Raw genomic sequence first — 22,788 nt, 5'->3', positions numbered from 1 at the left:
TGTGGTTCAGGCGCTGGGCGCACAAAAACTGACGGTGGCGATAACGCCTCTCAATGTTATGTCGGGTGACAGGATCGTCACGCTCAGGAATTCGTTTTTTTAGCAAATTCCTGATTGAGCAGCCAGTATTCGCGCCGCTCGTTGGCATCCAGCCCGTGAGTGCGCTCGCGAGCAATTAAATACTCTAAGCGTCGCTCCAGCGCTGCGTCATACATGCTGGCCAGCGAATCGTTAAACATGGTTTCCACTTCATCGTCCACGATCATGTGGTTCCATGTGGCCAGAGTTTCAAGGCTCTGGCTAAATTTTGTGCCACGGTATAACTCTAGTAGCTGTCCCGTCGTCAGGCCAGGATGAGCGACGCAAGTGCTCACTAACTCGACAAAAAGGGAAAATCCCGGCAGTTCAGAAGATTCCAGCCCTTCCAGGGAAGGCACGGCTGCTGCCAGCTGCGGATTCTGAATCAGCAATCCAATCAGTATACGCATGGTTGTGCGTTTTAGCTGAGGCTGCGGTGGGAGTTTCGACTTCTCGCCCACTCTGGGCATCAACTTTTCCAGCTGACTGTCATCCAGAATGCCCAGTTTGTTCCCCAGTTCCTGACGCAGGTAAATGCGCAGGGTTTCACCCGGCACCTGGCTAATTAGCGGCAGGGCCAGGGTACTCAGCTGGGCGCGACCATCCGGCGATCGTAAATCTACCTGAGGGAGCAGAGTGTCAAATAAGAAAGCGGAGAGCGGCGTTGCCTGCTCCATTCGCGCTTCAAATGCCTCTTTTCCCTCTTTACGGACCAGCGTATCCGGATCTTCACCTTCCGGCAGAAACATAAAGCGTAGCTGACGGCCATCATTCATGTAGGGAAGGGCGGTTTCCAGTGCCCGCCAGGCCGCTTCACGTCCTGCTCTGTCGCCGTCATAGCAGCAGATGACATTATCGGTCGAGCGAAATAGCAGCTGAATATGCTCAGGCGTCGTCGATGTTCCCAGTGACGCCACGGCATAATCAATGCCGAACTGCGCCAGGGCCACCACATCCATATAGCCTTCGACCACTAATAGCTTCGCCGGTTCCGGATGATTCTTGTGGGCTTCATACAGGCCATACAGCTGTCGGCCCTTATGGAAAATATCGGTCTCCGGGGAGTTCAGATATTTTGGCAACGCATCGCCAACGACGCGGCCACCAAACCCGATAACCCGGCCTCGCTTATCATGGATGGGAAACATGATCCGTTCGCGGAAGCGATCGTAGCTGCGCCCCTGATCGTTGGTGACCAGCATCCCGGCGTCGATAAGCGACTGCCGGTCGTCCTCATTGCGGCCGAATCGCTTCAGCGCGTTGTCCCAGCCTGCGGGCGCAAAACCAATAGAGAAGTGACCGATCACCTCATCGCTCAGACCGCGGCCTGCCAGGTAGTCACGCGCACCCGCGGCGTGACTCTGGGTCAGCGACTGCCGGTAGAACTCATTCAGCCCGGTCATCAGCTGATACAGGCTCTGGCGCTGATGGCGCTCCAGCTGGCTCGGGCCACTTCCGCTTTCGTACGGAATTTCAAGTCCGTAAAGCGTCGCCAGCTCCTCGATGCTCTCCACGAACTCAAGGCGGTCATAGTTCATCAGAAAGTCGACGGCGTTGCCGTGCGCGCCACAGCCGAAGCAGTGATAAAACTGTTTCTCGCCGTTTACGGTAAAAGAAGGGGTTTTCTCATTATGGAAGGGACAGCACGCGTGATAGTTCTTACCCTGCTTTTTCAGCTTTACGCGGGCATCAATAAGATCCACGATGTCCGTGCGCGCCAGCAGGTCATTAATGAATACGCGTGGAATGCGTCCAGCCATAAATCCCCTTCACCTTTCAGCTTCCATTGCTTCTGGCCCATAAACGAGAACAAGCCGCGCATTCCTTTCGGAAAGCACGGCCTTCATAACTACTTACTTGTCTGCGGGACGTGAGGGCGTAAACCCTCAAAAATTAGTACAGACGAGTGCGGCGTGCGTTTTCGCGAGCCAGTTTCTTCGCGTGGCGTTTAACGGCAGACGCTTTAGCGCGCTTACGTTCGGTCGTTGGTTTTTCATAAAACTCACGACGACGAACTTCAGCCAGAACGCCTGCTTTCTCGCATGAACGCTTGAAGCGACGCAGTGCTACGTCGAAGGGCTCGTTTTCACGTACTTTAATTACCGGCATGTAACTCTCACCTCGATAAATTCGGTTTGCTGCTGGGCTGTAAGCCAGCTCATTTCAAAATGGTGCGGAATTTTACTCCAACACAGGCAGCATTGTAAAGCACCATAGCATTAACTCACCAACAGATGCGCCTGTGCCACTGCCGGTATTTTCAGGGGAATGAGTATACAGGATTCCACGTGGCGCGGCGAAAAAATTTTCGCCTTATGCATCAGTGACAAGGCGAAGGCGGGCGGAAAATTACCGCGAACGGCCAGGCCTTCATGCTACACTGCGCGCCGCAAGAATGAGGTAAAAAAGTCATGCGTGTACTTGGAATTGAAACATCCTGCGATGAAACCGGTATCGCGATTTACGACGATCGGGCCGGACTTCTCGCCAATCAACTTTACAGTCAGGTCAAACTGCATGCCGATTACGGCGGTGTCGTACCTGAGCTGGCTTCGCGCGACCACGTGCGAAAAACCGTGCCGCTTATCCAGGCGGCGCTTAAGGAAGCCGGATTACAGGCGTCAGACATTGATGCGGTGGCCTGGACGGCCGGACCTGGCCTGGTAGGCGCGCTGCTGGTGGGGGCCACCGTAGGTCGTGCACTGGCCTTCGCCTGGGGTGTCCCGGCTATTCCCGTTCACCACATGGAAGGTCACCTGCTGGCCCCAATGCTGGAAGATAATCCTCCCGCCTTTCCTTTTGTTGCCCTGCTGGTCTCCGGGGGGCATACCCAGCTTATCAGCGTTACCGCCATCGGTGAGTATACGCTGCTTGGGGAATCGGTTGATGATGCGGCCGGAGAGGCATTTGATAAAACTGCCAAGCTGCTGGGGCTGGATTATCCCGGTGGTCCGATGCTGTCGAAAATGGCCCAGCAGGGTATTGAAAAGCGCTTTGTCTTCCCCCGTCCGATGACCGACCGGCCAGGTCTGGATTTCAGCTTTTCTGGCCTGAAAACGTTCGCGGCGAATACCATTCGCGGTAACAGCGACGACGATCAGACGCGCGCTGATATCGCCCGCGCCTTTGAAGATGCGGTTGTCGATACGCTGGCGATCAAATGTAAGCGCGCGCTGGAGCAGACCGGGTTCAAACGGCTGGTTATCGCCGGAGGCGTCAGTGCGAACCGCACGCTGCGGACGAAAATGGCCGAAGTGATGAAAGCCCGGGGCGGGGAGGTCTTCTATGCCCGCCCTGAATTCTGTACCGACAATGGGGCGATGATAGCCTACGCCGGTATGGTCAGGCTGCGCAGCGGTACGGAGGCGGAGCTGGGCGTCACGGTTCGGCCACGTTGGCCGCTGTCCGAGCTGGGTGTTGTTGCTGAGCCGGACTGAGCATCAGGATAAACACAGCTCTGCGGCGAGCTGTGTATTAGATGACGCGCGGCGAATGATTAACCTGAAACGGGTGCGTCGCTGCGCCGAAGAGTAAGGCGGGATTAATTACCCAAAATAGCGTTGAAAATTCCCCCTACGAAGGGGATCCCACCCAGTATCGATTCAACGGTGCCACCAATGTTACCGCCGATACTGGCGCCAATGGAGGTACCCAGCTCGGGGAAGATCTTTTTGATGCTCATCTCACCCAGCAGCGGTACTGAAACGGTGACGCTGCCAGCCAGCTGATAAATCCCGTTACCTACCAGGCCACCCACCGATGCACTGATATTTTTAATAATGCCTGCGCCGCTTACTGCGGTGATGTCATCCAGCTCTAACTCTCTCATTATTTTCACTCCCTGAAGGTAGTAACGACGTGTTACTGATAAGGTACGTTATAGTGAGACGTTAACGGAGAGAATAGTAATTAAATGATTTACAGAGCTTCTGAATAAACCCCGGCACTGATGTTATTTGCGTTTTCTCCGCCAGATTTTAGTTTCCTGTCCGCGCCAGAGTCGCTGAATATTGTCATGATGCCGCAGCAGCACCAGGCACGAGAGCATCGCAACGGGAAAGGTAAACTGGGGTTTAAACCACCAGACGTAGAAGGGGGCGATTAGCGCGCTGATGATAGCGCCGAGCGATGAATAACCGCTAAGCAGTACGGTTAGCAGCCAGGTGCCGGTCATCAGACCCGTTAAATCCCAGCCGATGGGGGCGATCGCACCGAAAGCGGTCGCCACGCCTTTTCCGCCCTTGAAGCGAAAAAAGACGGGGTAAATATGCCCAAGGCAGGCGGCGATGGCGGTAAGGCCCAGATATAAAGGCGTGACGCCATAATGCCAGGCAAGCCAGACCGGCAGCATACCTTTAAGAATATCAAAAACCAGCACGGCCGCAGCGGGAACTTTACCGCCGAGCCGCAGCACGTTAGTTGCGCCGGGATTGCCGGAACCATTCTGGCGGGGATCGGGCAATCTGAACAGTCGGCACACCAGAATCGCACTGGAGACAGAGCCACACAGATAGGCAAAAAGGATCATACCCAGTGCGAATGTATTCAACATACCGTTCCGCCCTCCAGGGGTCGTTTTGTTCTCATCATCCGTGGATAATACGCATAAATAGCCGGAAGTGGTATCCGGCATCCACAAAAACAGAGATGGTTATTATGGATATTGTATTTATAGAACAACTGACGGTTATCACCACTATTGGTGTCTATGACTGGGAACAAACTATTCAGCAGAAGCTGGTTTTCGACGTTGAAATGGCATGGGATAACCGCCGGGCGGCGGCCAGCGATGATGTGAATGACTGCCTGAGCTATGCGGATATCTCTGCGGCCATTATTGACCATGTGTCCGCTGGCAAATTTGCGCTGGTTGAGCGCGTAGCAGAAGAGGTTGCCTCACTGCTGCTGACGCGTTTCAGTTCTCCCTGGGTACGGATTAAACTGAGCAAGCCCGGGGCGGTGGCGCAGGCCGCTCAGGTGGGCGTGGTGATTGAGCGCGGGACTAATCCTAAATAAGTGCAATATGATTGCCATCACGATGAAACCCCCCCACATTATGCTCTGTTTTAAAGTTGGCCCGGTTTTTACGGGCACAATTTGGCGGTAGCCTCGGGCAGCCGTCTTTTAAATGATTTTGATACGGACAGGGGTAGTAATTGATGGCAGATATTCATCAGCTATGGGTGGCAGCAATACTTGGCATTGTTGAGGGCCTGACGGAGTTTCTTCCCGTCTCTTCCACCGGGCACATGATCATAGTCGGTCATCTGTTGGGTTTTGAAGGGGATAAAGCGGACACCTTCGAGGTCGTCATCCAGCTCGGCTCAATCTTAGCGGTTGTCGTCATGTTCTGGCGTCGCCTGTTTGGCCTTATCGGCATCCATTTCGGCAAAGTGCCGCATGAGGGCACGGGAAAAGGGCATCTTACGCTGATTCATATTCTTTTGGGGATGGCACCAGCTGTCGTTGTAGGCCTGCTCTTACACGACGCCATCAAGACGTTGTTTAACCCGGTCAATGTGATGTATGCCCTGGTGGTTGGCGGCGTGCTATTGCTCGCGGCGGAATACCTTAAGCCTAAACAGCCCAGGGCAGTGGGCCTGGATGACGTCACCTACCGTCAGGCTTTCGTCATTGGCTGCTTCCAGTGCCTGGCGCTCTGGCCGGGTTTCTCACGTTCAGGCGCGACCATCTCTGGCGGGATGTTAATGGGGGTCAGCCGCTATGCTGCTTCCGAGTTCTCGTTCATTCTGGCCGTACCGATGATGATGGGCGCCACGGTGCTGGATCTCTATAAAAGCGTGGGCTTCCTGACGATGGGTGACATGCCGATGTTTGCCGTCGGTTTTCTTACCGCTTTTGTGGTGGCGCTGATTGCGATCAAAGTCTTCCTGAAGCTGATTCAAAATATCTCCTTCGTCCCGTTCGCAATCTACCGTTTTATTATTGCGGCTGCGGTTTATATGATCTTCGTCTGATAGGCCCAAGAGGCGATGAAGCCGGGCCGAATGGCCCGGTTTTCCTAAGCGTCGTTCTCCGCTTTCCAGCGCTCAAGCGCGACAATCCTGCGCTTCGTTAGCGCTTGCCGAATTTCACTTCCTTTAAACCCCGCCGCAACGACCTCTTTTGTGGATACGGCCAGCGCGACGTTAAACGCCTCGCGCAGATAGCGTCCCTGCGGATACGCATTCTGTTCAAAACCGGTTCGCCCACGGGCGTCCGCTTCGCTGGTCAACGCTATCTGGTCAATACGCTGTGGCTTGCGCCAGGCATCAATCCGGTCAAACAGCGCCACTAACGCCTCTGCCGGCTGCCGCTCAATGGTATGCACCACATCATGAAATTCCGTAACCAGCAGCGCCAGGTCGCGCAGGTGGTTTGGCACCCGTAAACGCTGACAGAGTGCGCTAACCAAAGGGACGCCAGCGGCACCGTGTCCATGGTGGCTGGGCCACAATTCGGGGGGCGTCAGCGCCTTACCCACGTCGTGAAATAGCGTGGCAAAGCGGACATCGACCTCGTTGCTGAGCTGTGCGGCGATGGCCAGCGTCATCAGCGTGTGCACGCCGGTATCAATTTCGGGATGCCACTTTTTAGGCGCCGGGACGCCATAAAGGTTGTCCAGCTCGGGGAAGAGCACCGCCAGCGCACCACAGTCACGCAGCACCTGAAAATAGACCTGGGGGGAGGGCGTTTCGAGAGCCTTCTCCGTCTCTTTCCAAACGCGTTCCGGCGTTAGCGTGTCCAGCTCACCGCTGGCGGCCATGCTGCGCATCAGTCCGAGCGTTTCTGGCGCGACGGTAAAACCCAGATGGGCAAAGCGCGCAGCAAAGCGCGCAACCCGCAGCACGCGCAGCGGATCTTCGTTAAAGGCGGCAGAGACATGACGTAGCTGGCGCTGGACAATATCCTGCTGTCCGCCCCAGGGATCGTACAACACCCCGTTTTGATCGCGGGCAATGGCATTAATGGTCAGATCGCGCCGCTGTAAATCCTGCTCAAGCGTTACATCGGGGGCGAAATAGCAGCTAAAACCGGTATAGCCCGCACCGCTTTTTCGCTCAGTTCTGGCCAGCGCATACTCTTCATGCGAGTCAGGATGTAAAAAAACCGGGAAGTCGCGACCGACCTGCTGATAGCCGTTATTGATCATCTCTTCCGGCGAGCCGCCCACTACCACCCAGTCTTTATCAGTGACCGGTAATTCAAGCAGGGCATCGCGCACCGCGCCGCCGACAAGGTAAGTCTCCACTACTGCGCTCCTCGTTGTGTCGTTTCAGGCATCATACGTGAACGCCCGGCGTTCTCCCACCACCGGCGGGCAGGCCTACGCGGTATTGGCTCACGACGAAAAGGACATCAATGGATGTCCTTTTCGTCCCGGCGTACGCTAAGCCTAGTTCATCCAGCGGTCTTTTTTCTTACGGCTGGGGATCATATGCGGCAGTAGCAGGCCAAGCAGCAGGCCGACGCCGGCCACGCCGCCGCCATACATAAACCACTGCATGATAATGGTACGCTGCTTGTCATCGAGCTGAACGTTGGCCGCGCTCACTTTCTTTTGTGCCACCACCAGCTCATTTTTTAGCTTCTGGTTCTCATTTTTCAGGTTATTTATGGCACCGTCGCTGCCGGCAACCTTCTTCTGCATTTCGGCGGTCCGCTGATTCCAGCTTCCATCGATATTGGCCAGTTTGTCAGTCAGCTGTTTAACCTGCTGTTCCAGCTGCGGGACGCGCGTACGAAGGCTGGGCTGTTCGCTGAGCTGCGCAAGGGGGATCCAGGTGGTACGGCCCGTTGAGTCGCGAATTTGCGCGTATTTGGTGGCGTCATTGGTTTGCAGCAGCTCCACTTCTTCGCCCGCGTTCAGCGTACCGACCAGGCGATAATCATTGCTGGGGCCACTGCGAACCCAGGTGGAGAGTTCATCAGAAATATAGCGTTTCTCTTCGGCGTGAACGGTAGCAGCAACGCTAAATGTCAGTAAAGTAAGGCCAATTAAGTTAATTTTTTTCATTCGATATCTTTTTTACGTGAATCCGGGAAAAAAGTAATGGCACAGTCTGGAGGCGCCTCGCATAAAGCTGAATGAGAACTTTCCTGGTCTCAGGGCATGGCGAGCCGGGTCGTAAAAGCATAAGAAAGCCGAGACAGCCACGGCAATTCTGCATTACTCTTCACGTTATGACTGACTGAGAAAAACCTCGCTGGCTGCCGTATTTATAACGCGCAGAGTCCATAACAACGGCGAGGCATCATCAGGCGCACATCCATTTACCATGCCGGTAATCATTTGATTAAGAAAATATGACCATCGAAATCGAGTTAAAGTTCATCGCCACACCTGCTGCTGCTGAAAATCTGCCAGGCCGACTTGCCGCCTGGCCACATCAGCACAGTGCGCCACAAAAGCTGACCAATATCTATTTTGAAACTGAAAGCAGCCAGCTGCGCCGCTGGGATATGGGACTGCGCATTCGCGGCTTCGGCGACAGCTATGAAATGACGCTGAAAACAGCGGGGCAGACCCTTGGCGGCCTCCACCAGCGTCCGGAATACAATGTCGCTCTGGAGAAGCCAGAACTGGACATCGCCCTGTTACCGGCGGAGATCTGGCCCGCAGGGACCGATCTGGCCACGCTGCAACAGCAGCTAAAGCCGCTGTTCAGCACCCATTTCGTGCGGGAAAAGTGGGTGGTCACTTATCTGCAAAGCGAGATTGAGGTTGCTTTCGACCTCGGCGAAGTCAGTGCGGGTGATGAGAGCGAAGCGCTGAGTGAAATTGAGCTTGAGCTTAAATCTGGTCAGCGTGAGGATCTGCTGGCGTTCGCTGAAGCGCTGTCAACCATTGGTGGGCTGCGTCTCGGCAGCAAAAGTAAAGCCGCGCGCGGCTATGCGCTGGCACAGGGTAAAACGCAGCCTGAACCGCGCCCTATGCCGGTACTAAAGGTTAAACCGAAAGCAACGGTAGAAGAGGGGATGCGGGCAGCCTTTACGCTGGCGCTCACCCAGTGGCAGTACCACGAAGAGCTTTGGCTGCGCGGCGAAACGGCGGCGCTGCATGAAATTCGTCAGGCGCTGGAAAGCCTGCGTCAGGCCTTCTCCCTGTTCGGCGCGCTGGTGCCGCGTAAGGCGAGTAGCGCGCTGCGTCAGTCGCTTACCGGCCTTGAGGAGGCGCTGCTGGAAGAAAACCTCCAGCCGGAGGTCCTCTGCTTTAGTCTCCTCTCATTACAGACCCAGTTAGCACTCACTAACTGGATAGCCACCGAGCGCTGGCGCGGCTTTATTGATAGCAAGTCGGAGACCAGGCTACAGGGATCCTTTAAGCGCTTCTGCGATATTATGCTGGGCCGCCTCTCCGCCGATCTCAAAGAGACCTTTCACCGCATCCGCCAGTTCAATGAGTATCAGGACAAGCTGACTCGCCTGAACCGCCAGCTGCTGGCCGCGCGCCTGCTGGCCGGGGCTTACCCATCTGAAGCGGTCGCTGCGTGGCTAGGAGACTGGCAGCAGCTGGCGCAGGGCATTGAGTCTAATCAGACCGCAAACCTTGATGCGTACTGCCGTCAGGCCCTTAAGCATCCGGCATTCTGGAAAAACGGTAGCGTCTGACCGCCCGGCTCAGCGCGGCCAGGCATGCGTGCACCGATCATTTGTCACATTAGGGAGTGTTTATGCTGCCATTGCCCCACACGTCTCTGCCTCCTTTAATGGCAGCGCAGGCAGGACGTTTATCCGCCTCTCTGGGTGAGCTGACGCTTGCTGAGCAGAGCGTGTTGGCTTTCAGTGATTTTATCTGCGAGAACCTGAGTCGCCATCCGGCGTGGTGGCAGAGGCTGAGGGAGCAGCCTCCGCAGGCAGATGAATGGCAGCATTATCAGGGGTGGCTGGCGGTAAAGCTGGCAGAGGTATCGGATGAACCCACCCTGATGCGCGAGCTGCGGCTTTTTCGTCGCCATATGCTGACCCGTATTGCCTGGATGCAGGCGCTGGCGACCAGCAGCACGGAGGATTCCCTGAAACAGCTGAGCGTTCTGGCTGAGCTGCTGATTGTCGCGGCGCGGGACTGGCTGTGGCAGGCCTGCTGCCGCGAATTCGGCACGCCGGTGAATGCGCAGGGTGAACCGCAGCCGCTGCTGATCCTCGGCATGGGTAAGCTGGGGGGCGGTGAGCTGAACTTCTCCTCTGACATTGATCTGATCTTTACCTGGCCCGAAAACGGTACGACACAGGGCGGTCGACGCGAGCTGGACAACGCCCAGTTTTTCACCCGACTGGGCCAGCGGCTGATTAAGGTGCTGGACCAGCCCACGGTAGAGGGCTTTGTGTATCGCGTGGATATGCGTCTGCGACCCTTTGGCGACAGTGGGCCTCTGGTGCTGAGCTTTGCCGCGCTGGAGGACTACTACCAGGAGCAGGGACGCGACTGGGAACGCTATGCGATGGTCAAAGTACGGGTGATGGGCGATCGGGATGACCACTGGAGCCAGGAGCTACAGCAGACGCTGCGTCCCTTCGTTTACCGCCGCTATATCGACTTCAGCGTCATTCAGTCCCTGCGTAATATGAAAAGTATGATTGCCCGGGAAGTGCGGCGTCGCGGTCTGAAAGACAATATTAAGCTGGGCGCGGGCGGTATCAGGGAAATTGAATTTATCGTTCAGGTGTTCCAGCTGATCCGCGGTGGCCGCGAACGGGCGCTCCAGCGCCGCGCGCTATTGCCGACCCTGCAAACGCTGGGTGAACTGGGGCTGCTTCCCGCCGGACAGGTTGAGCAGCTACATCAGGCATGGCAGTTTCTGCGTCGGCTGGAAAACCTGCTTCAAAGCATCAACGATGAACAGACCCAGACCCTGCCTGTGGACCCACTTAACCAGGCACGGCTGGCATGGGCGATGGGCGTACCCGACTGGTCCGTTCTCCAGCAGCAGCTGGAACAGCACATGTCTGCGGTACGGGCGATTTTTGACGAGCTGATTGGCGACGATGCGCCTGAGGCAGACAGCAGCAAAGAGGTCGGGGAGTATGGCGTGCTCTGGCAGGATCGACTGGAGGAGACCGAACTGGCCCCGCTGGTTCCGCATCTGCCCGCGGGTGCGACGGCGGCGCTACTTAAGGCGATCAACGCGTTTCGGCAGGATACGGATAAACGTACGATTGGCCCACGTGGCCGCCAGGCCCTCGATCAGCTGATGCCGCGACTGCTGGCGGAGGTTTGCCCGCGGGCAGATGCGGCGGTGACCCTTGAACGCCTCACGCCGCTGCTGCTGGGCGTGGTTACCCGCTCAACCTACCTGGAGCTGCTGACGGAATACCCCGGGGCACTGAAGCATCTGATTCGGCTGTGCGCCGCCTCGCCCATGGTGGCCAGCCAGCTTGCCCGCTATCCGCTGCTGCTGGATGAGCTGTTGGATCCGGCTACGCTCTACCAGCCAACGGCTACGGATGCCTACCGTGATGAGCTCCGGCAGTATCTGCTGCGTATCCCAGAAGAGGATGAGGAGCAGCAGCTGGAGGCGCTGCGGCAGTTTAAGCAGGCTCAGCTTTTGCGCATTGCGGCGGCGGATATCGCCGAAACGCTGCCGGTGATGAAGGTCAGTGACCACCTGACATGGCTGGCGGAGGCGATCATTGAGCAGGTTGTCATGCAGGCATGGCAGATGATGACGCAGCGCTATGGGCGGCCCTCACATCTTCAGGACGATGGGGGGCGTGGATTTGCCGTCACAGGCTACGGCAAACTGGGCGGCTGGGAGCTGGGCTACAGCTCCGATCTGGATCTGGTTTTTCTGCATGACTGCCCGGTCGAGGCGGTGACACTGGGTGAGCGCAGTATAGATGGCCGGCAGTTTTATCTTCGCCTGGCACAGCGCATTATGCACCTGTTCAGCACCCGTACTTCCTCCGGAATTCTCTACGAGGTGGATGCCCGGCTGCGACCTTCTGGCGCGGCGGGCATGCTGGTCAGCACGCTCGACGCCTTTGATGACTATCAGCGGCAGGAAGCCTGGACCTGGGAGCATCAGGCGCTGGTGCGCGCCCGCATTGTCTTCGGCGATCCGGCCCTGAGCCAGCGCTTTAACGCCATCCGTCGCGGTATTTTGTGCCTGCCACGGGAGCCTGCGGCGCTGCAAAAAGAGGTGCGCGACATGCGTGAAAAGATGTATTCGCACCTCGCCGGTAAGAACAAGGATCGTTGGGATATTAAAGCCGACAGGGGCGGCATAACGGATATTGAGTTTATTACGCAGTATTTGGTTTTGCGCCATGCGGCTGCGGTGCCCGCGCTGACCCGCTGGTCTGATAACGTGCGGATACTCGAGCTTATGGCCAGCCATGGGCTGATGGAGGAGGAGGAGGCCCGGGCATTGACCAGCGCCTATATCACTCTGCGCGATGCACTTCATCACCTGGCGCTGGAGGCAATGCCTGGCCATGTGCTCCCCGAGACGTTCAGCCATGAGAAAGCGGTCGTGCAAGCCAGCTGGCAACGCTGGTTTGGTGAGTGAGTCGCGCATCAGAGGCTGGCCCTGAAAGATAAAGGCTCAATGTGCGGGATAACCAGCTTGTGCTATCATCGCGCGCACTATTTTTGACTTATGCCAGGAGTGTCTGGAATGAAAATTACACTGCCCGAGTTTAACCGTGCGGGCGTTCTGGTGGTTGGCGACGTCATGCTGGATCGCTACTGGTATGGCCCTACCAGCCGCATCTCCCCTGAGGCTCCGGTTCCAGTGGTTAAGGTCGATAATATCGAAGAGCGTCCCGGCGGCGCGGCCAACGTCGCAATGAATATTGCATCGCTGGGGGCGGCATCGCGGCTGGTGGGGTTAACCGGCATCGACGATGCCGCACGGGCGCTGAATGCCGCCCTGAGCGGTGTAAATGTGCAGTGTGATTTTGTTCCCGTCTCAACCCACCCGACCATCACCAAGCTGCGTGTGCTTTCGCGTAACCAGCAGCTGATCCGCCTCGATTTTGAAGAGGGCTTTGACGGTATCGATCCCGAGCCGCTGCACCAGCGCGTCAGGCAGGCGCTGCCTGATACCGGTGCACTGGTGTTGTCGGACTATGATAAGGGCGCGCTTGCTACCGTCGAAACCATCATCAGCCTCGCCCGTGAGGCGAAAGTACCTGTGCTGGTGGATCCAAAAGGTACGAACTTTGAACGCTATCGTGGTGCGACCATCCTGACGCCCAACCTCTCCGAGTTCGAGGCCGTCGTCGGCAAATGTAAAGATGAGGCGGAGATCGTTTCGCGCGGTATGGCACTGATGGAGAAATTTGAACTCTCCGCGCTGCTGGTCACGCGTTCAGAAAATGGTATGACGCTGCTACAGCCGGGTAAAACGCCGTTCCACCTGCCGACACAGGCGCAGGAAGTCTACGACGTGACGGGCGCGGGCGACACGGTAATCGGCGTGCTGGCAGCGGCGCTGGCGGCCGGAAACACCCTGGAAGAGAGCTGCTTCCTGGCGAATGCGGCAGCTGGCGTGGTAGTCGGTAAGCTGGGCACCTCGACCGTTTCACCGGTAGAGCTGGAGAATGCCATTCGTGCCAGGCCGGAATCCGGTTTTGGCGTGATGAGTGAAGAGCAGCTGAAGGAAGCCGTTGCGCTGGCGCGTCGTCGCGGCGAAAAAGTGGTTATGACCAATGGCTGCTTCGATATTCTTCACGCCGGACACGTCTCCTACCTGGCCAACGCGCGCAAGCTGGGCGACCGGCTGATTGTGGCGGTAAACAGCGATGCGTCGACGAAGCGGCTTAAGGGCGAAAGCCGCCCGGTGAACCCATTGGTTAACCGTATGATCGTACTGGGTGCGCTGGAAGCCGTCGACTGGGTGGTGGCTTTTGAAGAGGATACGCCGCAGCGGCTGATTGCCAGCATCCTGCCGGATCTGTTAGTGAAGGGCGGGGATTACAAGCCTGAAGAGATCGCGGGCAGCAAGGAAGTCTGGGCAAACGGCGGCGACGTTCGCGTGCTGAACTTTGAAGATGGCATTTCAACCAGCAATATCATCAGGGCCATCCAGGCTAAAAAATAAGCGCATTCAGGCGTTGGCCGTCGGTCCGGCAAAGAACCCAGACCAGCCACTGGCTTAGCGCCGAAGGTGAATAAGCTGGGGCTGGGACTGGGACTGGGACTGGGACTGGGACTGGGACTGGGACTGGGACTGGGACTGGGACGATCCAGAAAACAAAAAGGCCGATCCTGCGATCGGCCTTTTTGTTTATAACGGGTCCTGCTGTCAATGTCGCAGTTCCGGCTAGAGATCTTCTGTCTTAGTACTCTCTGGGGTGGTAACTGGAGCGGTAGCCGGAGCAGCAGCTGGAGCGGTAACTGGAGTATTGGCTGATGTGGTAACCGGAGCGGTTGTGGTACCCCGGCTTTCCAGCTCGGCGATGCGCTGCTCCAGCGCACTCAGCTTTTCGCGGGTGCGCAACAGCACCTGCGTCTGAACGTCAAACTCTTCGCGATTGACTAAATCCAGCCGCGTCAGCTGTGACTGCAAGGTCTGGCGGATGCGCTTTTCCACGTCGTCGCCAAACTCGCGGATCCCTTTCGGCATGGATTCATGAACCTGACGGGCGAGTTGTTCAATTTTTTTTGGGTCAATCATGGCGGCTTCCTGATAGCGACAAAGTTTCTATAAGTGTAATGCTATAACCAGAAAGGATAAACCTGAAAACAGTAAAGCCACAAAATGGATAACTTATTGCCAGTTTTGTTCATTGCCCTGTGGTTTCTTCGGCGTTATATTAGTCTGCGATGTAAATACTATATGCTTATTCTCAGGGCGGGGCGAAATTCCCCACCGGCGGTAAATCGGCTGAGGCCGAAAGCCCGCGAGCGCTTCAGACCAGCCGGTTTGAAGGTCAGCAGATCCGGTGTGATCCCGGAGCCGACGGTTAAAGTCCGGATGGGAGAGAGTAACGTATGCTGTCGGGCCTGCGCCCGTTCTGCCGTTATTTTTTGTCACTGCATGACACTCCTAAGCATGCCCTGGTTCTGGTAACCGATACATTTTATAAGGTTTTATTACCATGAATCAGACGCTACTTTCTGAATTTGGCACGCCTGAACAGCGTGTACAACGCGCCATTGCCGCTCTCAAGGACGGCCGTGGTGTAATGGTGCTGGACGACGAAGATCGTGAAAACGAGGGCGATATGGTTTTCGCTGCCGAAACGATGACCGTTGAGCAAATGGCACTGACTATTCGTCACGGAAGCGGCATTGTTTGCCTCTGCCTGAACGAACAGCGCCTTCGCCAGCTTGAACTGCCGATGATGGTGGACAACAACACCAGCGCCTACGGGACGGGTTTCACCGTGACGATTGAAGCCGCTGAAGGCGTTACCACCGGCGTTTCCGCCAAAGACCGTATCACCACTATTCGCGCCGCGATTGCCGATGATGCCCGGCCGAGCGATTTAAATCGTCCTGGACACGTTTTCCCGCTTCGCGCCCGCGATGGCGGGGTGCTGACCCGAGGCGGTCATACCGAGGCCACGCTGGATCTGGTTACGCTGGCCGGTTTTAAATCTGCGGGCGTGCTGTGTGAGCTGACGAATGACGACGGCACTATGGCTCATGCACCGGAAGTGGTGGTATTCGCCAGGCAGCATGATATGCCTGTCGTCACCATCGAAGATCTGGTGGCCTGGCGCCGCAGCCACGAAACGCTGCAGGCAAGCTGACACCCATTGCCGGGTGGGGGCGTAAAGCTCCTGTCCGGCGATTATTTCAAACCCACCGGGTGTTCTGCCCGCTGAGGGGATATCTCAGCATTCATTCAACCTTATCTCCCCCTTCTTCTGTACGTGTCTCATATTTCAGCATCCCTTTTGCCCCAGAATGCTTTGGTCCTTCAATACGCTTTTTTCGTTCCATCACGCTATCTTCAAATTTCCTGACTAACTTCATCATCCTTATCCGCGTTAATCCCCGCAAAAATGGGCGTAATGTAAGCGTCATTAAGCCGACACGTTTAGGGGATTTATCATGAGTCAGTCACGTATGCCCGCACTTTTCCTTGGCCACGGTAGCCCGATGAATGTGCTGGAAGAGAATATCTATACTGAAACCTGGCGCAGGCTGGGCGAAACGCTCCCGCGACCGCGGGCGATTATTGCTGTCTCTGCACACTGGTACACGCGCGGCACGGCCGTCACGGCGATGGAAACACCACGTACCATTCATGATTTTGGCGGCTTCCCGCAGGCGCTGTTTGATACACGCTATCCGGCACCCGGTTCGCCGCAGCTGGCACAGCAAATTGCAGAGGCGCTTTCGCCGGTTAACGTGCAGATGGACCGGGAGTGGGGGTTAGATCATGGCGCCTGGGGAGTGCTGATCAAAATGTACCCCAATGCCGATATACCGGTCGTACAGCTGAGCGTTGATGGTACCCAGCCGCCAGCCTTTCATTTCGAGCTGGGCCGCAAGCTTGCTGCCCTGCGCGAGCAGGGGGTAATGATTGTCGCCAGCGGTAACGTGGTGCACAACCTGCGAATGGCGCGCTGGCAGGGTGAGGCCGAGGCGTATCCCTGGGCGACCTCATTTGATGCCTATGTGCGCGAAAATGTGGCATGGGAAGGGGCAGCAGCAGCGCATCCGCTGGTTAACTTTATGCAGCATGAAGGGGCAGCGCTGTCGAATCCCACACCGGAGCACTATCTGCCGCTGCTGTATGTGCTGGGATCGCGCACGCCAAACGAGGCCGTGTCGATCCCGGTTGAAGGCGTAGTAATGGGATCGCTCAGTATGCTTTCAGTGCAGGTGGGTGGCTAAGCCACCTGCTTCTGGCGAGTCAATCCACTGCGGTTAGTCGATAAACGCATGAGGATAAAAGCGGGAGAGATCCTGGGTGATCAGCGCCCGATCCTCTCGCAGACCAATACCGGCCGGGCGATCGTTCACCAGCCAGCTGCCGATTAGCGTATAGCTGTCGCCAAACTTCGGCAGCGGATGGAACTGCTGAACAATGGTGCCTTCCTCACCGTATGGCCCGTCTACGCGGGCAATTTCCTGTCCGTTTTCAATGATGCGAATGTTGGCCCCCTCGCGAGAAAACAGCGGTTTGACCACGTATTTGTCCATGGACGGAACGTTGTCTTCGGAAAAATAAGCGGGCAGGAGATTAGGATGGTTGGGGAACATTTTCCACAGCATCGGCAGCAGCGCTTTATTGGACAGGATGCTTTTCCATGCTGGCTCCAGCCAGCGCACGCCAGCGTCATTCAGCTTGGTAGAGAATACTTCGCGCAGCATAAATTCCCAGGGGTAAAGCTTGAACAGGTTGCCGATCACCTGATCGTTAAGATCGGTAAACTGCCCTTTTTCGCCCAGTCCGATTTCATCCATAAACAGAAACTCGCTCGGCAGACCCGCCTCCGTGGCGCAGTCCTGGAGATACTGAACGGTTCCACGATCTTCATCGCTATCACGACAGCAGGCGAAATGTATCCAACTGAATCCGTGCTGCTGATGCAGGGTAGCAAAGCGTTCAATCAGCTGTTCCTGAAGGCTGTTGAACTGATCGCTGCCGGCAGGCAGTACGCCGCTGGCCAGCTGTTCTTCAAGCCAGATCCACTGGAAAAAAGCGGCTTCGTAAAGCGAAGTCGGCGTGTCCGCATTGTTTTCCAACAGTTTAGCATCGGTGGTGCCGTCCCAGGCCAGATCCAGTCGTGAATAGAGCGACGGCTGGCTGGTTTTCCATGACGAACGGACAAAGTCCCAGGTATGCTTAGGAATACGGAATTTGGTCAGCAGCTCTTCGCTGTTTACCACCTTATCCACGACCTGCAAACACATCTGATGCAGCTCGCTGGTCACATCCTCCAGCGTTTCTATTTGCTGCAGGGTAAACTGGTAGTACGCGTCCTCGCACCAGTAGGGTTCACCGTGCATGGTATGAAAACGGAAACCGTATTCGGTCGCTTTCTCACGCCAGCCGGAACGTTCAGGTATAGAAAGACGCTTCACGGTATCAGCCTCCAAATGACCGGCTGGAGCCGGAAGCTGCGCTACTGCGCTGCATGGAGGACTGTTTAGCCACGCTCTCGCCAAACCCACCGCGGGTCACCGTGCTGGTGGTCGCAGGTTTAGGTGCCAGCGCGCTTTTTGGCACGGTCATGGTACGGCCCGGCGTCGCCGTGCCGAAGCTTTTGCCGCTGGCATCTACAAACTTGCCGTTTGCCGGGCTGTTTGGCGCGCGTGAGGTAAACAGCGGCTGTTTCGCAAAGCCTGCGCCGCCGCCCATCATCCGGCCCATCATATAACCTGCCATCAGCGGCATCCAGAAGCTGCCGCTCTGCTGAGATTCGGCGTTGGTTGTGCCGACGCCCGCCTGAGCAGGTGCCTGCTGACACTGGCCTTCACCAAATTCAGCTACGCAGGCTTCACGGCTGGCATATTTTGGCGCTGTTTTTTCCGCTTCTTTCTTCGCGTCGTTATAGGCCGTTTTGCACTGTTCGCTTTTGCCAGGGTTTGCGCTGGAGCAGTCATCCGCGTTCTGATACAGCGAAACCGTTTCATCGGTCTTTTCACAACCGGCCAGCATAAATACTGCCGTGACCGCGATGGCCACCGGCGTTAAATGACGTGCGCTCCAGCTTTTGCGGAAGGAGGCATAATTAATTTTTTTAGTCCGTTTCATCATGTTCTGTCCTGAGCCCAAAGGTAAACCCATAGAATAGGGGAATAGCGGCGAAAAATGAAGCGATGTGGGGAGGGTATAGGGTCTGATTTACATAGCTATACGTTTGATATTGCTGAAATACGCCCACTGGGGGCGTATAAGTGTGTCATAGTGTTAGAAGTAACCCATCTCGTAGCCGTTCTTATATTTTTTATTCCCCGCGCTAATCCAGCCCAGATTGATGTCAATACCTTCAATATTGAGATTGATATCACGACCCGCGTAAATTGAACTCAGATAGTTGCCCATCTGATCGGCATAAATGTTAATGTTTTGACCCGCTGTAATTTTCTTCCAGTTATTAAATGCGCCATCAATGTCCAACGACATATTATTGCCAGCAGTCAAGTTATGGTAGTTAGAAAAGGAGTTGTTGACGGTCAGCTCCAGATCGTCAAAGGCCTGAAATGAGCCCGCCGAACCGGTTATTTTATCAGCAGTAATAAATATTGTACTGTCAGAATTTACGCTACCCCTTTCATTATTCAGGTTATGTACGTTCATAACGATATCTTTCTGGGCAAAGACGGACCCCTGAGTATTATCTATGTGCTGCGTGTTTAAGAAGATTCCGCCTTTGCTGAGGAGTCGGCCTTGCTGATTATTCAGCATTTGCGTAGTCAGCCTGAGCGATCCTTCACTAACAATCCCACCGTTCACACCTATGTTATCTATCCATATACCTAAAGTAGGGCTATACAAAGACATATAACGGTTATCAATTTCTTTTGCAGCGATGGTTACATCACCACTGGAAGCAATAAGACCCGCATAGTTAGCCAGTTTATCGGTAGTCATATCCAGGGCGCCTACTGATATTGCGCCTGAGCTATTTATATAGGAGTGGGTAGCTACTATAGTTGCCTTTCCGCCTACCTGAATTGCACCCATTCTGCTGTCTACCTTACGGGCATGTAGAAACAGGTCATTCCCGACGGTTATCCCGCTGGAGTTGAGTGTCATTTCATCAAAATTCAGCGACATATTATTTTTTGCAAACAGGCCACCCATAAAATTATACAGGCTCTTTGCTTCAACCTGCATGTCTGCATCAGTAAGGATTCTTCCTCTCTGATTGTTTATTTTACCGGTGGTTATTTTTAACCCCTTTTCAGAAGAGATAAGCGCATTATTGATATTATCAAGGTTACCGGCAGCAATGGTGATTTTACCTTTACTGCTAATTTTAGCAGGAAAGATATTGACACCATTTGAGAAAGTTTCTTTTCCGGTATTAAAGGAGATATCACCTGAACTTTCGATAGATGCCCGATTCTCCAACCGCCCGCTGTTAACGGTCATCTGCCCCTTTGAAGAAATTTCGCCTTTGTTTTCAACCGATTTTCCCTGAGTTGCGATCCTCAGCGTGGCTCCACTTTTGAGTATGCCGCGATTATCCAGGCTGCCATTGGTATCAATTGAGAGACCACCGGCGGTAGAGATAATACCGGTGTTGGTCAGATATCCTCCGGCCGTCAGCGTTAAATCGTTGAGCGTGGTGGCAATAGAACCTGCATTTTTAACGCCAAAACCCTCTTCCGTCGCCATTATCATAATATTTTCCGCCTGAATCCCGCCCAGCGAAGTGATATCTACGGCTACTTTGGAACTTAACCAGCTATTATCCTGGCCCGTTTTAGTGACGGTCAGCGTATTATTGTCAACGCTATTTTTTCCGGTTATGACACGCAGTTTTTTGGCTTTAAGGCTGGCACTGACATTGACCATATTGGCGATAATATCGGTATAAGAAGCGCTTTCATTCTTAAGGCCGTTGCCATTGATGAGTACTTTTCCGCCATTCACGGCAAAATGACTTAGCACGCCGTCATTAACCTGTGGTGTACCGGTAGTGAGCGTTGCTCGTTCAGTATTGATAAATCCACAGCCACTGCATGTGATACCCGCCGGATTGGCGATAATCACTTGTGCCCGCTCCCCGGCCACTTCGATCATGCCTTTAAGTTCACTTTTCTTAACCGAGTGTACCTCATTGAGAATGATCGTTGCTGCCTGGCCAGACAGGTTTCCATTTGCCGCGATTAAGCCCGCCAGCTGACTCTGACTGGCTTGTAATCCATTGTTGAGGACAACGCCCTGTTTATCGACATTGAAATCACTGTAAATGTTATGGGACAGTCCAGAGGAGGAAGGCGCATTTATATCAATGACTTGTTGACCGTTCTGCGTGGTTGTGATGTGCGGTTGACTGGCCTGATTAGGATGGGAAATAACTACCGCGTAGCTAAGAGGCATATAAAAGGGTGTAAAGAAGACGGATAACAGTGCGCTGTTATTTAAAAAAAGGCTCTTGCTTTTTTTTATTTTAAACATAATCATTCCTTTGGTGGTAAATATTTTCTGGTTATGCTTTTCAGTTCAGCCTGATCACAACGGATAAGTCAAATACGGATGAGTGAATCAATATAATGCCAGTTAAATCTTGAGTTAATATAGTAAAAGTATTATTTAGTGTTTTAATACAGTCCTGTGAGCAAAAAATAGAGTGAGAGTTACTCGCACGGACAAAACTCTACTGTTGCGAGATTATTTTGGAATAATATCTACTGTTATTATTTATTGAATGCTATAAACTTTATTCAGAGGTAGGGTAATTTTATCCTACTGTGGTTTTAGCAGACAACAAGGAGTAAGAATGCGTGAGTTAATGGATAGTGAAATTCAGTATGTTAGCGGTGGGTGTGTGAGTGATATTATGAATATTGCTTCCGGTTTGGTAGTCGGTTTTATAGATGGCCCCGTCCATTCAGCTCTAAATATTATACCTAATACGATTAGCAGCGTTGTGAAGCTTAGCGCACAGACACTGACCTTTATGACCAGTAGCTTCTTTAAAGTGGTGGGTTTGCTGACCTTTTGGGCATAACGGCCGAAAGCGGTCTGTTAACAGGCCACCTCTTTCAAACCACGTCTGTGACGTGGTTTTTTATTATTTCAATTTAACCAGGCTCGGGTTATCCCAGTTGTCTTGAGTGTCGGGTGCTATCTTTCTGTATTCGCTGATAATACTCACTGCCTGGTGATAATCAAGTTCCAGGGTATGGAAACGTTCCAGCAGAAATATTCCCAGAGGTAACGTGAGAGCACAAAGATAGATCAGAGTAAAAGAAAAAACGGCTGCGAATGACGAAATAAGACAGACAAAAATTGTCCAGATACATACCAATAAACACCAAAAAACCGCCCGGCTGAACCTGTTACCTTTAGTGATATAAGGAGACTTACAGGTTGGCGCTTCCAGCTCTTCAAGCATTAATTCCCCGCAGAAAAGATAGCGTTTACTCTTCTTTCCCAGCATAAGCATTAAAACCAAAACGATTTCCATTAAAATTATCATTGCGATAATAAACGCTGGCGTCTGGCTGCCATTATTGAGGGCAAAGGCGGGTTTCCTGGCAATAGGTAATACCAGTGCAAGGTTTACCACCAGCATGACGACAGTATCCTCAAAAAGATAACGTCTTATCCCATGCTTTGTTATGGGGTAAGGTTTAAGCCTGCTGAGATGATACAGCGACTGGCGAATATTATTTCGTAACGCATAGCTGTGGCAGAGGTACAGCCAAAAAGGTAACACGGTTATTCCACAAAATGCCAGCCAGTCATTAATAACAGCAGGCGACAGTAATATGCCAATAAGACACATTGCTGCCACAGCGGCAAGCGTTGCCAGCAGGCTGCACCAGGGCTTTGTCAGGTAGTATTCGATTTTTATTTCTGGCTGGTCAAATAATGACTTTAGCGCCTCAATGTCTTCGTGCATACGCTGTGAACAAAGCGTATAGATCCAGTAAGCACGCCCCTCACTGGCCATCATCCAGGCAAAGGAGCCGCCAATGGCAGACAGGCCAAAGAACATGTCTGTTAGACCAGCATCAGGGGCATTTCGTGCCAGTGAGGTGGTTAAGATTAAGGTGGTAATAAAGCATCCAATCAGAAAAAACAGGAGATGGCGTCGGGTAAATTCATAATAAGAGGGGATCAT

21 protein-coding genes and 1 riboswitch are annotated in these 22,788 nt (G+C 54.1%); of the genes, 9 read left to right on the top strand and 12 right to left on the bottom strand.

Annotation, left to right across the window (positions count from 1 at the left end; all coding sequences use genetic code 11):
* Positions 1 to 83: 83 nt before the first annotated feature.
* Both dnaG and rpsU read right to left on the bottom strand, forming a co-directional pair.
* Positions 84 to 1,838, bottom strand: coding sequence for a DNA primase (gene dnaG / locus AAGR22_RS18940; protein WP_345829021.1), 1,755 nt, complete (start codon positions 1,836 to 1,838; stop codon positions 84 to 86).
* Between the two features lie 133 nt (positions 1,839 to 1,971).
* Positions 1,972 to 2,187: a 30S ribosomal protein S21 gene (gene rpsU / locus AAGR22_RS18935; RefSeq protein WP_001144069.1), complete on the bottom strand. Its 216-nt coding sequence runs from the start codon at positions 2,185 to 2,187 to the stop codon at positions 1,972 to 1,974.
* A 302-nt stretch (positions 2,188 to 2,489) separates the two neighbouring features.
* On the opposite strand from rpsU, the gene tsaD reads away from it, so the two are divergent.
* Entirely contained in the window at positions 2,490 to 3,515 is a 1,026-nt protein-coding gene (tsaD, locus tag AAGR22_RS18930; RefSeq protein ID WP_345829020.1) for a tRNA (adenosine(37)-N6)-threonylcarbamoyltransferase complex transferase subunit TsaD, read from the top strand.
* A gap of 104 nt (positions 3,516 to 3,619) precedes the next feature.
* On the opposite strand, the gene AAGR22_RS18925 is transcribed toward tsaD, so the two are convergent.
* The gene (locus AAGR22_RS18925) at positions 3,620 to 3,907 is read right to left on the bottom strand and encodes a hypothetical protein (protein WP_345829019.1); all 288 of its coding nucleotides are present in this window, start codon (positions 3,905 to 3,907) and stop codon (positions 3,620 to 3,622) included.
* A 123-nt stretch (positions 3,908 to 4,030) separates the two neighbouring features.
* Positions 4,031 to 4,627, bottom strand: coding sequence for a glycerol-3-phosphate 1-O-acyltransferase PlsY (gene plsY / locus AAGR22_RS18920; RefSeq protein ID WP_067706333.1), 597 nt, complete (start codon positions 4,625 to 4,627; stop codon positions 4,031 to 4,033).
* A 107-nt stretch (positions 4,628 to 4,734) separates the two neighbouring features.
* Here plsY and folB point away from each other — a divergent pair, with 107 nt between their 5' ends.
* Entirely contained in the window at positions 4,735 to 5,094 is a 360-nt protein-coding gene (gene folB / locus AAGR22_RS18915) for a bifunctional dihydroneopterin aldolase/7,8-dihydroneopterin epimerase (RefSeq protein ID WP_067706336.1), read from the top strand.
* A gap of 143 nt (positions 5,095 to 5,237) precedes the next feature.
* Positions 5,238 to 6,056 carry an undecaprenyl-diphosphate phosphatase gene (gene bacA / locus AAGR22_RS18910; RefSeq protein WP_067706166.1) on the top strand — a complete coding sequence of 273 codons (819 nt, stop codon included), beginning with the start codon at positions 5,238 to 5,240 and terminating at the stop codon, positions 6,054 to 6,056.
* A 44-nt stretch (positions 6,057 to 6,100) separates the two neighbouring features.
* Here bacA and AAGR22_RS18905 read toward each other — a convergent pair whose 3' ends face one another.
* Positions 6,101 to 7,330 carry a multifunctional CCA addition/repair protein gene (locus AAGR22_RS18905; protein ID WP_345829015.1) on the bottom strand — a complete coding sequence of 410 codons (1,230 nt, stop codon included), beginning with the start codon at positions 7,328 to 7,330 and terminating at the stop codon, positions 6,101 to 6,103.
* 144 nt (positions 7,331 to 7,474) lie between these two features.
* Complete coding sequence (locus tag AAGR22_RS18900; RefSeq protein WP_067706170.1) at positions 7,475 to 8,095, bottom strand: TIGR04211 family SH3 domain-containing protein; 621 nt, start codon at positions 8,093 to 8,095, stop codon at positions 7,475 to 7,477.
* A 290-nt stretch (positions 8,096 to 8,385) separates the two neighbouring features.
* Between AAGR22_RS18900 and AAGR22_RS18895 the strand changes: the two genes are divergently transcribed.
* From AAGR22_RS18895 to hldE, 3 genes are all read left to right on the top strand, one after another.
* A complete protein-coding gene (locus tag AAGR22_RS18895) occupies positions 8,386 to 9,690 on the top strand; it encodes an inorganic triphosphatase (RefSeq protein WP_345829012.1) in 1,305 nt (434 codons plus the stop codon).
* A gap of 98 nt (positions 9,691 to 9,788) precedes the next feature.
* The gene (gene glnE, locus AAGR22_RS18890) at positions 9,789 to 12,587 is read left to right on the top strand and encodes a bifunctional [glutamate--ammonia ligase]-adenylyl-L-tyrosine phosphorylase/[glutamate--ammonia-ligase] adenylyltransferase (RefSeq protein ID WP_345831627.1); all 2,799 of its coding nucleotides are present in this window, start codon (positions 9,789 to 9,791) and stop codon (positions 12,585 to 12,587) included.
* Between the two features lie 108 nt (positions 12,588 to 12,695).
* Positions 12,696 to 14,123: a bifunctional D-glycero-beta-D-manno-heptose-7-phosphate kinase/D-glycero-beta-D-manno-heptose 1-phosphate adenylyltransferase HldE gene (gene hldE, locus AAGR22_RS18885; RefSeq protein WP_067706174.1), complete on the top strand. Its 1,428-nt coding sequence runs from the start codon at positions 12,696 to 12,698 to the stop codon at positions 14,121 to 14,123.
* Between the two features lie 222 nt (positions 14,124 to 14,345).
* Here the strand turns inward: hldE and AAGR22_RS18880 are convergent, their stop codons facing one another.
* Positions 14,346 to 14,699 carry an accessory factor UbiK family protein gene (locus tag AAGR22_RS18880; protein ID WP_345829009.1) on the bottom strand — a complete coding sequence of 118 codons (354 nt, stop codon included), beginning with the start codon at positions 14,697 to 14,699 and terminating at the stop codon, positions 14,346 to 14,348.
* 164 nt (positions 14,700 to 14,863) lie between these two features.
* Positions 14,864 to 15,015, top strand: a riboswitch (FMN riboswitch).
* A gap of 108 nt (positions 15,016 to 15,123) precedes the next feature.
* Here AAGR22_RS18880 and ribB point away from each other — a divergent pair.
* Entirely contained in the window at positions 15,124 to 15,780 is a 657-nt protein-coding gene (gene ribB, locus AAGR22_RS18875) for a 3,4-dihydroxy-2-butanone-4-phosphate synthase (protein ID WP_067706178.1), read from the top strand.
* 91 nt (positions 15,781 to 15,871) lie between these two features.
* Here ribB and AAGR22_RS18870 read toward each other — a convergent pair whose 3' ends face one another.
* Entirely contained in the window at positions 15,872 to 16,009 is a 138-nt protein-coding gene (locus tag AAGR22_RS18870) for a hypothetical protein (RefSeq protein ID WP_345829006.1), read from the bottom strand.
* A 75-nt stretch (positions 16,010 to 16,084) separates the two neighbouring features.
* Between AAGR22_RS18870 and ygiD the strand changes: the two genes are divergently transcribed.
* Positions 16,085 to 16,873 carry a 4,5-DOPA dioxygenase extradiol gene (gene ygiD, locus AAGR22_RS18865; protein WP_067706179.1) on the top strand — a complete coding sequence of 263 codons (789 nt, stop codon included), beginning with the start codon at positions 16,085 to 16,087 and terminating at the stop codon, positions 16,871 to 16,873.
* A 33-nt stretch (positions 16,874 to 16,906) separates the two neighbouring features.
* Here the strand turns inward: ygiD and AAGR22_RS18860 are convergent, their stop codons facing one another.
* From AAGR22_RS18860 to AAGR22_RS18850, 3 genes are all read right to left on the bottom strand, one after another.
* Positions 16,907 to 18,067 (bottom strand): glutathionylspermidine synthase family protein, encoded by a 1,161-nt coding sequence (locus AAGR22_RS18860; protein ID WP_345829004.1) that lies wholly within the window; start codon positions 18,065 to 18,067, stop codon positions 16,907 to 16,909.
* 4 nt (positions 18,068 to 18,071) lie between these two features.
* Entirely contained in the window at positions 18,072 to 18,740 is a 669-nt protein-coding gene (locus tag AAGR22_RS18855) for a DUF1190 family protein (RefSeq protein WP_345831626.1), read from the bottom strand.
* 156 nt (positions 18,741 to 18,896) lie between these two features.
* The gene (locus AAGR22_RS18850) at positions 18,897 to 21,116 is read right to left on the bottom strand and encodes a filamentous hemagglutinin N-terminal domain-containing protein (RefSeq protein ID WP_345829002.1); all 2,220 of its coding nucleotides are present in this window, start codon (positions 21,114 to 21,116) and stop codon (positions 18,897 to 18,899) included.
* Positions 21,117 to 21,438: 322 nt separating this feature from the next.
* On the opposite strand from AAGR22_RS18850, the gene AAGR22_RS18845 reads away from it, so the two are divergent.
* Positions 21,439 to 21,669: a hypothetical protein gene (locus AAGR22_RS18845; RefSeq protein WP_345829001.1), complete on the top strand. Its 231-nt coding sequence runs from the start codon at positions 21,439 to 21,441 to the stop codon at positions 21,667 to 21,669.
* Positions 21,670 to 21,732: 63 nt separating this feature from the next.
* On the opposite strand, the gene AAGR22_RS18840 is transcribed toward AAGR22_RS18845, so the two are convergent.
* On the bottom strand, positions 21,733 to 22,788 hold the full coding sequence (locus tag AAGR22_RS18840) for a hypothetical protein (protein ID WP_345829000.1): 1,056 nt from the start codon (positions 22,786 to 22,788) through the stop codon (positions 21,733 to 21,735).

It is taken from the genome of Erwinia sp. HDF1-3R (assembly GCF_039621855.1).
In the GTDB taxonomy this organism is placed as follows: Bacteria; Pseudomonadota; Gammaproteobacteria; order Enterobacterales; family Enterobacteriaceae; genus Erwinia.
This window is presented reverse-complemented; position numbering and strand designations above follow the sequence as displayed.